Raw genomic sequence first — 12,881 nt, forward strand, 5'->3', positions numbered from 1 at the left:
TCTGCCTCCCTGCCCTTGTCCGAGGTTCTGCCGTCTCCATGAAGATCCATTATGTTGTCACAAGCCTGGAAACGGGTGGGGCTGAATTTGCCATCCCGGATATCGTAAAAACCCTCGAACAGTTCGGCCATCAGGTGGATGTCACCGCCTGCGAGCCTCGGGACATGGGGGCAGCTCCTCATCTGGAACAGGCCGGAATCCCCTACCATCTTCTGGACAGCCGGCGCCGCAGTTTCTTCCTCACGCTGATCCGTCTCCTGCGCCTGCTCCGCCGGAACCGGCCCGACATCATCTGGACCTCCCTGAGCCGGGCCACACTGCTGGGCCAGCTGGCCGGAGCACTCCTCAATATTCCCGTTGTCAGCTGGAAGAACAGTGCCAGCATCCGTTTCACCACCACGGCAGGCCGTCGCATTACCCGGCTATGGGTTGCAGATTCCGCTTATGTAGCCCGTTTCCTTCGGGAAAAAATGAACATTCCGCCGGAGAAAATCACGTCCTGGCCTCTTTATGTGGCCGCCCCCGAAAACCACCCGGCCCCGGACTGGAATGGCGGGACACCTCTGCACATCGGCAGCACGGGGCGACTGCATGAGGTGAAAAACTATCCCCTGCTCATCGAAGGTCTGGCCCTGTTCCGCACACGTCATCCCCAGTGGGCAGACCTCGTGCACCTGTCCTTTGCAGGCGATGGCCCCCAGCGGGCGGAGCTTGAAACCCTCATCCGGCAGCACGGGCTGGAAAACCACGTCTCCCTGAAAGGTTTCCAGACGGATGTTCCGGCCTTTCTCTGCACGCTCCAGCTTTACGCACAGCCCTCACGTTATGAGGGCATGTGTCTGGCTGCCCATGAAGCCATGAACATGAGCCTGCCTGTCATGGCGACACCGGTCGGGGAAATGCGCAACAGCGTCCAGCCCGGTCAGACAGGATTCCTGCTGCAACCTGACAGGATTCCTGAAACCTTCTGCGACACGCTGGCAGAAATTTTTCAGAACCCGGCCCTGCTGAACGACTACGGCAAAGCTGCAAAACGTTACATCGAACAGCATTACAGCCGGGAAGCCTTCACGCAACGATGCGGAAAAATCGTTGAAAAACTGGAGCGGATGACCACCCCGCAACCCTCAGGAAAAACCCCGTCATGACAAAACTCTGCCGCTATGGCCGCCCCGGCTCTGAAAAGCCCGGACTGATCGACAGTTCCGGTACACTGCGTGACCTTTCGGGACTCTGGAGTGACCTGACGCCGGAGCGCCTCTCCCCACAATCCCTTGCTCAGGTGGCAGCCATTGATGCAGCGACCCTGCCAGCCGTGGAAGGCTCTCCCCGGTTCGGCGTGCCCATCAGCCATGTCTCCAAATGCGTCTGCATTGGCCTGAACTATGCCGATCATGCCGAAGAAGCCGGTCTTCCCATCCCGCAGGAACCAATCGTCTTTCTGAAAGCTCCTTCCGCCCTCTGCGGTGCCCATGACGACATCCCCATCCCGCCCCATGCTTCACAAGTGGACTGGGAAGTCGAGCTCGGCATCGTCATCGGCAGCACAGCCCGCCATGTGACGGAAGCGAAGGCTCTGGAGCATATAGCAGGCTACTGCATCGTCAATGATGTGTCAGAACGCAGTTTCCAGATGCAGTCCTCACAATGGGACAAGGGCAAGGGCTGCGACAATTTCGGGCCTGTCGGCCCCTTCCTTGTCACGGCTGATGAGATCGCTGATCCGCAGAACCTGCGCCTCTGGCTGGACGTGAACGGAACCCGTCGTCAGGACGGCTCGACAGCCACCATGATCTTCTCTGTCCGTAAGATCATCGCCTATCTCAGCCGGTACATGACGCTCCTGCCCGGCGACATCATTGCCACCGGAACACCGCCCGGTGTCGGGATGGGACACAAGCCGCCCCTGTGGTTGCAGGAAGGTGACGAAATGCGGCTGGGCATTGAAGGGCTGGGGGAACAGAAGCAGACACTCGTGCGATGGATACGATGAAAAAACAGAACAACCCCATGAAAGACAGAATGACAGAAACAGATACTTACAGAACTGTCCTCTGAATCCACCGCCTGCCCGCGCCATTTTCACCTGCCACCAGCTGGATGGCCATTATTCTCGTGGACATGGAGCACTGGTTTCACAATACCGGACCGGAAGAAACCCATGTCATCCTGACGCTCCTTGGCTCATGAAGTTGAAATACACATATGCCATTTTCACGACATGTCGCCATGAAATCCATATCATATAATTAAAACATTACTCATATTTCTCTATTATAAACAATCAGCTCTCGACATGATGAATCTTAATGGCGCTCTAATGTGACTTTCATAAAACAAGTGAAGAACCATTTTTCATTCAAAATTTAAGAAGCTTGTAAAATTTTCGTGTTTCCTTGCATCCGCCAGCAGATGTCCGTTGGTTCCGCTTAATGAACTGGGAGAAAGGGCCATGAGTCTTTCCATCAACACCAACCAGTCTTCCTTGGCTGCCCTGGAAACACTGAACACGACACAGACGGATCTGGCCCACACGGAAAACGCTGTTTCCACTGGCAAGAAAGTGGCCAATGCCTCCGACAATCCAGCCGCTTTCGGCATTGCCTCCCAGATTGGCGGGGACATTGCAGGACAAAGTGCTGTCAATGACGGGCTAAGCTATGCCTCCCAGGTTCTCAGCGCTACCAACTCTGCGGCCAACAGCATCATCAAGGTTCTTCAGAATGTCCAGAATGCCGTGACAACCGTTGGCAACAACATCGGCAATGAATCATCTCTCGGCCAGCTCAACAAAGAGCTGACAGGTTACATGAAAAGCATCGACACCATCGCCCGAAACGCCACGGTGAAAGGCGTCAATCTTCTTTCCGGCGGCACGCTGAGCGGCACGGGGGACGGAATGGGCATTACCTCCAACAGCCTGACCTTTGTCACCAGCCTCCAGGGAGACACGCAGACACTGAACAGCTACGGTTACATGATCGGCCTCACGACCGGTTACGGGATCGGCCACATCATGACGGAACTGTTCGGCATGACACCCGGCAGCGCAATGCCTGGGGAAGACCCCACCGTGAACAACTTCCTGACGGCCACTCCTGACGGTGCCCGCATCAGCGACGGTTTCAATGCGGCGGCCACGGCCCAGCGTCTTCCCAGAATGATCCAGATCACGCAGAACGCCATCCAGGCGATGACCAACGTCACATCCGACCTTGGCGCCAACCAACAGCTCATCGAATCCATGAGTTCCTACGGCCAGAAATCGTCCGATTCCCTCACGGCAGCATCCGGTGCGCTGACGGATGCTGACATGTCTGCCGAGTCTGCCAAACTGACATCTCTCCAGACCAAACAGTCCCTCGGCATCAAGTCCCTGTCCATCGCCAATGGCCAGTCACAGAACATCCTGTCCCTCTTCCAGTAAGGGCGGCGTGCTCAGGCACCGGTCGCCGGTACCGGCTGCCCGGTGCCGTCTTCCACCGGTTCCACGATCAGACCGAGACGTTCCGTTTCAAAATCCATGTGCTGGGCCTCCAGCCGGGGCAGATTTTTGCTGACCTTGGCTGAAAGCTGCCTGAAACGGTCCACCCGGCCATACAGCCCCTGCTGCCCGGCCAAGGCCCTGACGGCACTGTTGTAATGGTTACTTGCCGTGTTCAGACTTCCGCCCAGCTTATTCAACCTTTCGGCCACAAGGCATACCGAATTGTAGATGTCCCCCGCCCTCTCGCTGATCTCACGGGCTTCCCGGTTGCTCCGTTCGATCATCCACAGATTGGCGACCGTCCGCAGGATGGGAATGAGTGTCGTGTGGGACACCAGCACGATGCCCTTCCTGTACCCATAGTCAAACAGGTCCCGGTCCGCCTTCAGGGCACTGATGTAGGCCGGCTCGATCGGCATGAACATGAGGACAAAACCGGGACTGCGCATCCCGATCAGGTTCGTGTAATCCTTGGAGGCCAGATCATCCATGTGCCGGCGGACGGATTTCACATGCTCCCTGAGAGCGGCCTCGTGCTCCGTCTGGCTCTCCGCCGCCACGGCCCGGTCATAGGCATTCAGTGACACCTTGCTGTCGATGATGATGTGTTTGCCTTCGGGCAGCCGGATCAGATAGTCCGTCTGCTTCTGCCGCCCCTCCGCATCCCGGAAGGAACTCTGGACCTCATAATGGGCTTCTTCCACAAGACCGCTCATCTCCAGGGTCCGGCGAAGCTGCGCCTCCCCCCAGGCACCACGCTGCTGGGAATCCCCCTTCAGGGCTGATGTCAGGTTGGTGGCCTCCTGACTCATCTTCAGGCCGATCTCCAGAACCTTCCTGATCTCCGCATTGAGGGTGCTGTTCCCCTGGAGGGACGCATCATGCACCTCATTGACCCGCTTCTGGAAACCTTCGATCTGCTCCCGGAACGGCTTCAGCATGGACGACAGGCTGACCTGACTGGCATCAGCGAAACTCTTACCTTTTTCCTCGAATATCCTGTTGGCCAGATTTTCGAACTCTTTCCCCAGCGACTGCCTAGCCTCGCCAAGCTGCTGCATCTGCTCCCGGAAATGTTCCTCTTTCCGCTCCAGCGTCGTTCTGATTTCCACATGCTCTTTTTCCAGCATGCCATATTTCTGGAGGAGGGCCTCATACTGTCCGCCCCGTTCCGTCAGGGCCGCATCCAGCCGCTGGACCGTCTCATGGGCATTGCGCAGCTGCGTGCGGGCCGTATTGTCCGAAAGCTCCACGTCATGAAGCCTGCTCCTGAGCTGGGCAAGCTCCGCTCCGTCCCTGTCATTCCGGTCACTGGCCTGCTGGAAAGCCACCTCCATCTGCCGGACCTGCATGGCAAGATCAGATATCTGCCACCCGGCCCGCCTCATGGCCAGCAGATACCCCAACCCGGCCGCCAGAAACGCCACGACAGCCATGGCGACGGTACCGATCACCAGTACGGATATCTGCATGTTGCTCCCTCCCAAAGGCCCCGGTTTGGGACCATGTCCTCCGTAAACCAGTCTGAAGGAGGCAGTCCATATCTTACGGGGTATCAAACTAACGGGCTATCAGGCCACAGGCCAGCCTGCCGGTGAACAACACCCGGCACCGAAAGTTTACATGCAAAGGGAACGATCATCATGGCGGAGAGAGAGGGATTCGAACCCTCGGAACGCTTGCACGCTCAACGGTTTTCGAGACCGCCCCAATCGACCACTCTGGCACCTCTCCGGGGAACTGGGATGGAACAGGGGCAGCGCCCACCATCACCAGCTGATGGCCGGTGTTATGGCGGGATTTTACAGGATTGGCAAGAGGCAGCCCTCTTCCATCCCGCCTTCCCGCCGCAAATCCTGCTTTTTTATTGACGGTGCAGGAGAAAAGCAGTACAGAACCCCCCTGTTCCTACGGTTTTCCGCTGCTGGCGGGGCACCATCTGAACCAATGACAAAAAGCGAGCAGGCCATCCTCCTTTCGCAGAAAGGAAGGAACACGGCCAGAGGCTTCGGTAACATAAAGAGAGTTTTGCATGTTTGCAGTCATCCGCACGGGCGGGAAACAGTACCGCGTCGCCAAGGACGCCATCCTGAAGGTTGAGAAGCTGGATGCCGAGGCTGGCAGCACAGTCACCTTCTCCGACGTTCTGATGGTCGGTGGTGAGGCTGGCACGAAGATCGGTGCCCCTCTGGTCGAGGGTGCCAGCGTGACCGCCGAGGTCGTCGCACAGGACCGTCTGCCGACCGTCATCATCTTCAAGAAGCGCCGCCGTCAGAACAGCCGTCGCAAGAACGGCCATCGTCAGCCGGTCACCGTTCTGCGCATTACCGCAATCAACGCTGCGTAATTTCGCCCGTTCCTAAGGAGACACAGTCATGGCACAAAAAAAAGCAGGTGGTTCCAGCCGTAACGGACGCGACAGTGCGGGCCGCCGTCTTGGTGTGAAGAAGTTCGGTGGCCAGAGCGTCATCGCCGGCAACATCATCATCCGTCAGCGTGGCACCAAGGTGCACCCGGGTGAGAACGTTGGCATGGGGCGTGACCACACCCTCTTCTCACTGGTTGATGGCCGCGTGCGCTTCCAGCGTCGTGCTGGTGGCAAGGTACACGTTTCCGTTGCCCTGGCAGAAGCTGCCGAATAACGCACTCTGCCTGCCCTGACGGGCACAGAGCATGAAGAAGGGTCGGCTACCATCAATGGTGCCGGCCTTTTTTCTTCCTGTCCCTTTCCCCTCCCCCTTGCTGTGGCGGCCTTCCCATGAAGTTTCTTGACCAAGCCAAAATCTATGTCCGCTCCGGTGATGGAGGAGATGGCGTTGTCGCCTTCCGCCGGGAAAAATACATCGAATTCGGTGGGCCGGATGGCGGTGACGGTGGCCGGGGTGGCCACATCTATTTCCGTGCCGTGCCGAGCCTCAACACGCTGATCGACTTCCGCTATACGCAGCACTTCCGTGCCCGCAAGGGTGGCAACGGGGCTGGCTCCAACAGGACCGGGGCGGGAGCGGATGATGTCATCATTGATGTTCCCATCGGCACGCAGATCTTCGATGAAGACCGTGAGACCCTGCTGGCGGACCTTGATGAGGAAAACAAGACCGTCCTGCTCTGTCAGGGTGGCGATGGTGGCCTGGGCAACGCCCATTACAAGAGCAGCACCAACCGTGCCCCACGCCGGGCCGACAAGGGCTTCCCCGGGGAGGAACGCTGGGTCTGGCTCCGGCTGAAGCTGATTGCCGATGTCGGGCTTGTCGGCCTGCCCAATGCGGGCAAGTCCACCCTGCTCTCAGTGGCCTCCCGTGCCCGCCCCAAGATTGCGGATTATCCCTTCACGACCCTGCATCCACAGCTTGGTGTCGTGCGCCTCAATGCCGTGGAAGAATTCGTCATTGCCGACATTCCCGGCCTCATTGAAGGTGCCAGCGAAGGAACGGGTCTGGGTGACCGCTTCCTCGGCCATGTGGAACGCTGTGCCGTCCTGATCCATCTGGTTGATGGGACGGATGAAAACTGCGTCCAAAACTGGAAGCTCATCCGCAAGGAACTGAAGGCCTATGATGAGGGGCTGGCAGCCAAGCCGGAGATTCTCGTCCTGAACAAATGTGACGCCCTGCTGCCGGAAGAAATTGAGGAGCGAAAGGCCGCCTTGGAGGCCGCCTCCGGTACCGAGGTTCATCTGCTTTCCGGCGTCAGCCGGGACGGCCTGCCAGAACTGCTACGCCATCTCCAGGACCGCGTGACGGCCTCCCGCAACGAAGGTCTCTGATCCAGAAAAAAAGGGCCGTGCGACATAGTATCGCACGGCCTTTTCTGTATCCTGTTCCCGGAAGCCGTCAGGCCCAGATGACAGACAGGCTCCTCACACCCTGCGCCCCACGGATCAGGACGCCCTGAATGTCCGCCGTGGCGGAAGGGCCACTCATCAACACTCCATACCCTGCCGTCCGAAACTCGGAACGTTGCTGATAGGCATTGTGCATGTTGCCCACCAGCTCATCCTTCGAGAGCAGGACGATCAGATGCTGCGCCAGGTGGACATCGGCCAGATGGTCTTTCAGCTCCACCTCACTCAGGAAGACGCCACCCGTTTCCGCCACGCCAAAAGCAGCCCGCACGACCATCACATCCACCGTGTCGGCCTGTTCGTGCGTTTCCAGGTCTTCAATCCGCAGCGTCCCTTCCACCTCCGGTACGGCGGTGCAGAGATTGCGCATCTCCGGGAACGCACGCCTGATGGCCTGCTCGACCCCTTCCCCATCCTGCAAGGAGAGCATCTTGCCGCCCATCAGGGCCAGACTGGCCTCGAACCGTTCCGGGCTGGCATCCTGATCCCCCAATGTCACGACAGGCGGCAGCGGATAGGCCCCTTCCTGCGGAGACTTTTTTTCCTTCAGACGCTGCATAATGACATCACGGGCACTCATCGTCTCGTCACTCATGCCTGTGTCTCCTCATGCTGTGCCTTGGTCCTGTTCAGACGGTTTTTCTTATACCAGCTGTGGAATGTCTCCTTCACCGGATGAGGCAGCTCCCGATGTTTGCCCCACGGATTCAGATAATTGTACAGCACGAAACGAGGCATGGTCTTCAGGGCAACCTCCGTCCCGCTGATGGCCAGACGGTACATGGCCGGCTGGGCCAGCAGCCGCCCCGCCATCTTCATGATCTCCCGTTTAACGAACGGAATTTCATGCCGTTCTGCCAGAACACGCCGCCATTTATAGAGCTGCTCGTGGATGTCGATCTTGACCGGACAGACATTGGTACAGCTTCCATTCATCGTGGAGGCGAAGGGCAGCGTGCTGAATTTTCTGGCGTTGAAGGTCGGGTCAATGATCGCCCCGATCGGCCCGGAATAGACGGACCCGTAAGACTGCCCACCAGACCGGCGATAGACCGGGCAGGTATTCATGCAGGCCCCACAGCGGATGCACTTCAGAGAGGTCCAGAAATCATCCATCCCCAGCCGTTCGGACCGGCCATTATCCACGAGGATGACATGCATCTCCCCGCCCTTCTTCGGCCTGCGGAAATGGGTCGTGTACTGGGTGATCGGTGAGCCGAGCGCACTGCGGGACAGAAGGCGGATGAACACGCCAAGGTCCGCCATGCGGGGGACCAGACGTTCAATCCCCAGCGTGGCAATATGCAGGTTGGGCAGATTGGCACTGAGGTCCGCATTCCCCTCATTGGTGCAGACGACAAAGCTGCCCGTCTCCGCCACAAGGAAGTTGCCCCCCGTCATGCCCGTATCGCCACTCAGCAGGACCGGACGGGCCGCATTGCGCTGCGCCTCCGCCAGAGCGTGCGGGTCATCAATGTTCGGGTCGGTATTGTAATATTTGGCAAAGGTCTTTGCCACATCCGTTGTCAGCTTCTGGACAGCCGGAACAACCACATGGCTGGGCAGCTGGTTGTCCAGCTGCTGGATGCGTTCGCCAAGGTCCGTCTCCGTCACGCTGACGCCCTTTGGCTCCAGATACTCCCGCATCTCGCACTCATCGGTAATCATCGACTTGCTCTTGATGATGGATGAGTGGCCGTGATCCTTGAGAATCTTCTCCACGATGCGGTTATGTTCCGCACCATCCCTGGCCCAGTGGACATGGATGCCATTGCGGCGGGCATTCTCCTCAAACTGCTCCAGATACTGGGGCAGATGGGCCAGCGTATGTTCCTTCAGCCGGGATGCCTGCTCGCGCAGCTCCTGCCATTCCGGCATGATGTGCATCTGCTCGTCACGCTTCTGGCGCATGTCCCACAAGCGTTCATCATGAAAGTGACGATGCGGCTCATCCTCCAGAAACTCCGCCGCCAGTTTGGCATGAGGGACTGGTCTGTTGCTCATGCCCTCGCTCCATTCAGAATTTCAGCAATATGGATGAAGCGGATGGGCACGCCATTGCGCTCGGCGCAGCCCTGCTGGTGCATCATGCAGGACGTGTCGGCAGAGACGATATACTCCGCACCGGCATCATGATGATCCGTCACCTTGTCCAGCCCCATGCGGGCAGAGACGGCCTCTTCCGTCACGGAATAGGTGCCACCGAAGCCACAACATTCATCCGGGCGTCGTGGTGCAGCAAAGGAAATGCCCTTCACGGCGGAAAGAAGGGTCTTGGGTTTGGAGAAAAAAGGCTCGCCCAGCTCGGACATGCTGGCCGTCCGCAGGGACCGCAATGTGGCGCAGCTGTTATGCAGCCCGACCTTGTGAGGGAACTCCGCCCACGGGAATTCACGCACCTTCAGAACATCATGAATGAACTCGACAAGCTCATATGTGTTCTTGCGCACATGCCGGACCTCATCCGTCTGCTCAATGGCATCAAAATTGTCCCGGATATGATGCACGCAACTCCCTGAGGGGGAGACAATCACATCATATTTCGAGAAATTGCGGATAAAGAGAGCTTCCGTCTCTTTGGCATCACGGTTGCACCCGGAATTCGCCATGGGCTGACCACAACAGGTCTGGTCCATGGGATACTCAACTTCCTGCCCCAGCTTTTCCAGCAATTCCAGCGTGGCAATACCCGTCTGGGGATAGAAGGCATCCATGTAACAGGGAATGAATAAACCTATCTTCATAATGGGCGCTTATAAAAAAATATCACCCACTCAACAATAAAACAAAACGTGACTGACAATCTCTACTGCAAAAAATCTCATTTAAATAGAAGAAATACAATTTTTTAAAATGATACTTATTATCAATTAATTGAATAACCCTCAGAAAAAAGGGGCGTCCATGACGCCCCTCTCCTCATCCACCCTTCTGCTTCAGCAGAAGTGCGAGCTATCTTATTTGCTCAGCTCCGGCAGAGGGTTCATCAGGGCCGGGTTGTCGGCATAATCAACCGGCACGGCGATGACCACCGGTCCCTGCGTTTCCATTCCTTCACGCAGGGCAGCCTTCAGGCTGTCCACACTATTGACGTTGATGCCCTTGGCGCCAAAAGAACGGGCAAAAGCAGCAAAGTCGATCGGGCCGAAGGCCACGGCAGCATCACGCCCGTACTTCTTCTCTTCCTGAATACGGACCATGTTGAAGTGCTGGTCCACCCAGATGATGTGGATCAGGTTGCTCTTCAGGCGAACGGCGGTCTCAAGGTCCATGGAGGACATCATGAAGCTGCCGTCACCGGAGACGGAAATGACCTTCTGGGCCGGGTTCACGATGCTGGCAGACATGGCCCATGGGAGAGCCACGCCCATCGTCTGCTGGCCATTGCTGATCAGCATCTGGCGGGCACGGAAGACCTCAAGGAAACGGGCATGCCAGATGTGGAAGGACCCCATGTCCAGACAGATCGTGATGTCCTGCGCCACGAAATCTTCCATCACCTTGATGATCTCAAGCGGATGGAGCATCCCCTGCTGGGTGCTCTTGGCCTTGGCAAAGGCAGATTTCTGGGAGGCACGATAAACCTCCAGAATCTTGTCCAGCGCAGCGCCGGATGTCAGGGCGCCTGTCTCCCTGGTCAGGTGCTGCACGCTCAAGGCGATGGAGCCGATCAGCTCGATCTCGGGATTGAAAGCATTGTCCAGCTGGGCCGGAACAACATCGATATTGATGATCGGGCGGGCTGATTTCCTGTTCCACAGGCACGGATCATATTCGATCGGGTTGTAACCGATGGCCACGACCAGATCAGCCTCATCCAGCAGGTAATCACCATACTGGTTGTGGAAGAGACCGACACGGCCACCGAAACGGGAGACCAGATCCTTGGAAACAGCGCCAGCAGCCTGATAGGTACCAACAACCGGAAGGTTCGTCTGCTTGACGAAAGCACGGATGGCCTCGGCATTCTCCGGCTTGCTGGCCTTCATGCCCAGCAGGACGACCGGCTTCTTGGCCTTCTTCAGGGCAGCGGCAGCCTCCTTGATGACGTCTTCCGGTGCAGGACCGGCCTTGACGGCATTACGGTTGCCCATCACCGGATAATCTTCCGTGATCTCGGAATTCAGGACATCCATCGGTACGCTGACGAACACGCCACCCTGACGGGGGCTCTCAGCCGCACGGAACGCATTGCCGATGACCTCCGACGTGGCCGCTGGAGCACCGATCTCGGCGCTGTACTTCGTCACCGGGCGCAGCATGCTGACCGTATCCATGCTCTGATGGGTCAGCTTCAGCAGGTCGGCACGGCCGACAGCTCCACCGATCGTCAGTACCGGGTCACCTTCGGACGTTGCCGTGGCCAGACCCGTTGCCAGATTGGACACACCCGGGCCTGATGTGGCAATGGCCACACCAGCCCGCCCCGTGATGCGGCCGATACCTCCGGCCATGAAGACCGCATTCTGCTCATGCCGGGCAACGATCGTACGAATGGGAGAGTCTTCCAGCGCCTCGAAAAGACGGTCGATCTTGGCACCCGGAATACCAACAATGTGGTCAACGCCATGAGCCTCAAGATTGCGGACGATCAGATCGGCGGCTGTCTGTGCTGCCTTGTGAGACTTTTTCTGTGTCATGATGTTTTTTCCTGATCATGCCCGCCCTGAAAATACCAGACGGGCCGTGTAATCATAATGTGACCGAAGAGAGCGACCGGCCCCTCAGCCACCCTCTGCCGTGCGGATGGCCTCATGCAGGCCAGCGGGCTGAAGGTCTGCCTTGGCAAATTCTTCCGTCTTCGGCAGAGAAATCTCCAGATCGGACATGCGGGCAACTTCCAGCTTGCCGGATTTCACACGATAATTCGTCACATGGCCGCCATGCTTGCGGTCATCGCTGAGAACATGGAGGTGATACCCTGCCACATTGATCCCCTGCATGTAGGGCGGCGTACGGAAACCCAGCATCACCCCGCTAATCTCTCCCATGCTGAAGGTAGGCTGCTTGGCCACCACTTCCAGCATCCCCGGATAGGGCTTGTGCTGGCAGAAAACGGTCCGGGTATCGACCTTCTCGAACTCACCCGTAAAACGGACAGCCCCGAAAAGATTGGGATTGTCGATCAGCCCGTCGACAAGCTCCTCGAACTCCTCTTTACCCATCGGCCGGTCGATGGTGACCGTCTTTTCCGGCTCGAAATAGGTCACACAGGCGAAAGGCGTTTTCATGTCCGCTGTCGTACCGGAGGCAATCCCCTCGGAGCGGAACTGGCGGACCTCACCTTCCGTCACAATCATTTCGCCATCCAGGGCATCAAACGTCCCCAGGCCGAAATCACCATGCTGGACCAGCTCACCCAACGTCATTTCACCATCGTAAACAGCGTCCAGCAGAGCTGCCATCGTGGATGTCTGGAAAAGACGGTTTGGCTTTACACCTGAAGGTCGAGTCATATTGCCCCCTGTGTTGTGAATGGTCCTTTCTGTAAGGCAGGAGATGAATTCAGACAAATATATAGTTCCCATTGTCTCCATACATTTTATATAT

At 57.6% G+C, this 12,881-nt stretch carries 12 protein-coding genes and 1 tRNA gene; 6 read left to right on the forward strand and 7 right to left on the reverse strand.

The genetic code is table 11. The features are described from left to right. Window positions 1-38 precede the first annotated feature (38 nt). From DTI93_RS03775 to DTI93_RS03785, 3 genes are all read left to right on the forward strand, one after another. Window positions 39-1,148, forward strand: a complete 1,110-nt coding sequence (locus DTI93_RS03775; protein ID WP_249079680.1) for a glycosyltransferase family 4 protein — start codon at window positions 39-41, stop codon at window positions 1,146-1,148. Next, a complete protein-coding gene (locus DTI93_RS03780; RefSeq protein WP_249079683.1) occupies window positions 1,145-1,993 on the forward strand; it encodes a fumarylacetoacetate hydrolase family protein in 849 nt (282 codons plus the stop codon). Before DTI93_RS03775 ends, DTI93_RS03780 begins: the two co-directional genes overlap by 4 nt. Window positions 1,994-2,452: 459 nt before the next feature. Continuing rightward, window positions 2,453-3,427, forward strand: a complete 975-nt coding sequence (locus DTI93_RS03785) for a flagellin (RefSeq protein ID WP_249079684.1) — start codon at window positions 2,453-2,455, stop codon at window positions 3,425-3,427. Between the two features lie 11 nt (window positions 3,428-3,438). Here the strand turns inward: DTI93_RS03785 and rmuC are convergent, their stop codons facing one another. Then, window positions 3,439-4,959: a DNA recombination protein RmuC gene (gene rmuC, locus DTI93_RS03790; RefSeq protein WP_249079686.1), complete on the reverse strand. Its 1,521-nt coding sequence runs from the start codon at window positions 4,957-4,959 to the stop codon at window positions 3,439-3,441. Window positions 4,960-5,131: 172 nt separating this feature from the next. Continuing rightward, window positions 5,132-5,221 (reverse strand) — tRNA-Ser (locus DTI93_RS03795). Window positions 5,222-5,519: 298 nt separating this feature from the next. Between DTI93_RS03795 and rplU the strand changes: the two genes are divergently transcribed. The 3 genes from rplU (at window position 5,520) to obgE (ending at window position 7,253) form a co-directional block, all read left to right on the forward strand. Continuing rightward, window positions 5,520-5,834 carry a 50S ribosomal protein L21 gene (gene rplU / locus DTI93_RS03800; protein WP_043559869.1) on the forward strand — a complete coding sequence of 105 codons (315 nt, stop codon included), beginning with the start codon at window positions 5,520-5,522 and terminating at the stop codon, window positions 5,832-5,834. Between the two features lie 28 nt (window positions 5,835-5,862). Further along, window positions 5,863-6,129 (forward strand): 50S ribosomal protein L27, encoded by a 267-nt coding sequence (gene rpmA, locus DTI93_RS03805; protein WP_043559867.1) that lies wholly within the window; start codon window positions 5,863-5,865, stop codon window positions 6,127-6,129. A 116-nt stretch (window positions 6,130-6,245) separates the two neighbouring features. Next, complete coding sequence (gene obgE, locus DTI93_RS03810; protein WP_248460784.1) at window positions 6,246-7,253, forward strand: GTPase ObgE; 1,008 nt, start codon at window positions 6,246-6,248, stop codon at window positions 7,251-7,253. A gap of 67 nt (window positions 7,254-7,320) precedes the next feature. On the opposite strand, the gene DTI93_RS03815 is transcribed toward obgE, so the two are convergent. The 5 genes from DTI93_RS03815 to budA all read right to left on the reverse strand — a co-directional run bounded on the left by DTI93_RS03815 (window position 7,321) and on the right by budA (window position 12,787). Continuing rightward, window positions 7,321-7,911 carry an LUD domain-containing protein gene (locus tag DTI93_RS03815; RefSeq protein WP_249079750.1) on the reverse strand — a complete coding sequence of 197 codons (591 nt, stop codon included), beginning with the start codon at window positions 7,909-7,911 and terminating at the stop codon, window positions 7,321-7,323. Between the two features lie 11 nt (window positions 7,912-7,922). After that, entirely contained in the window at window positions 7,923-9,335 is a 1,413-nt protein-coding gene (locus DTI93_RS03820; RefSeq protein WP_043559863.1) for a lactate utilization protein B, read from the reverse strand. Then, the gene (locus DTI93_RS03825) at window positions 9,332-10,075 is read right to left on the reverse strand and encodes a (Fe-S)-binding protein (protein ID WP_043559860.1); all 744 of its coding nucleotides are present in this window, start codon (window positions 10,073-10,075) and stop codon (window positions 9,332-9,334) included. Before DTI93_RS03825 ends, DTI93_RS03820 begins: the two co-directional genes overlap by 4 nt. Window positions 10,076-10,288: 213 nt before the next feature. Beyond that, window positions 10,289-11,971: an acetolactate synthase AlsS gene (alsS, locus tag DTI93_RS03830; protein ID WP_043559859.1), complete on the reverse strand. Its 1,683-nt coding sequence runs from the start codon at window positions 11,969-11,971 to the stop codon at window positions 10,289-10,291. A gap of 84 nt (window positions 11,972-12,055) precedes the next feature. Continuing rightward, a complete protein-coding gene (budA, locus tag DTI93_RS03835) occupies window positions 12,056-12,787 on the reverse strand; it encodes an acetolactate decarboxylase (protein WP_043559857.1) in 732 nt (243 codons plus the stop codon). Window positions 12,788-12,881 lie beyond the last annotated feature (94 nt).

The sequence above is a fragment of the Parasaccharibacter sp. TMW 2.1884 genome (assembly GCF_023337695.1).
Taxonomy (GTDB): Bacteria; Pseudomonadota; Alphaproteobacteria; order Acetobacterales; family Acetobacteraceae; genus Bombella; species Bombella apis.

Bases quoted from the DNA above. Each gene is read 5' to 3' on its own strand.
- DTI93_RS03775 (WP_249079680.1), top strand. From the start codon at position 39: ATGAAGATCCATTATGTTGTCACAAGCCTGGAAACGGGTGGGGCTGAA.
- DTI93_RS03780 (WP_249079683.1), top strand. From the start codon at position 1,145: ATGACAAAACTCTGCCGCTATGGCCGCCCCGGCTCTGAAAAGCCCGGA.
- DTI93_RS03785 (WP_249079684.1), top strand. From the start codon at position 2,453: ATGAGTCTTTCCATCAACACCAACCAGTCTTCCTTGGCTGCCCTGGAA.
- rmuC (WP_249079686.1), bottom strand. From the start codon at position 4,959: ATGCAGATATCCGTACTGGTGATCGGTACCGTCGCCATGGCTGTCGTG.
- rplU (WP_043559869.1), top strand. From the start codon at position 5,520: ATGTTTGCAGTCATCCGCACGGGCGGGAAACAGTACCGCGTCGCCAAG.
- rpmA (WP_043559867.1), top strand. From the start codon at position 5,863: ATGGCACAAAAAAAAGCAGGTGGTTCCAGCCGTAACGGACGCGACAGT.
- obgE (WP_248460784.1), top strand. From the start codon at position 6,246: ATGAAGTTTCTTGACCAAGCCAAAATCTATGTCCGCTCCGGTGATGGA.
- DTI93_RS03815 (WP_249079750.1), bottom strand. From the start codon at position 7,911: ATGAGTGCCCGTGATGTCATTATGCAGCGTCTGAAGGAAAAAAAGTCT.
- DTI93_RS03820 (WP_043559863.1), bottom strand. From the start codon at position 9,335: ATGAGCAACAGACCAGTCCCTCATGCCAAACTGGCGGCGGAGTTTCTG.
- DTI93_RS03825 (WP_043559860.1), bottom strand. From the start codon at position 10,075: ATGAAGATAGGTTTATTCATTCCCTGTTACATGGATGCCTTCTATCCC.
- alsS (WP_043559859.1), bottom strand. From the start codon at position 11,971: ATGACACAGAAAAAGTCTCACAAGGCAGCACAGACAGCCGCCGATCTG.
- budA (WP_043559857.1), bottom strand. From the start codon at position 12,787: ATGACTCGACCTTCAGGTGTAAAGCCAAACCGTCTTTTCCAGACATCC.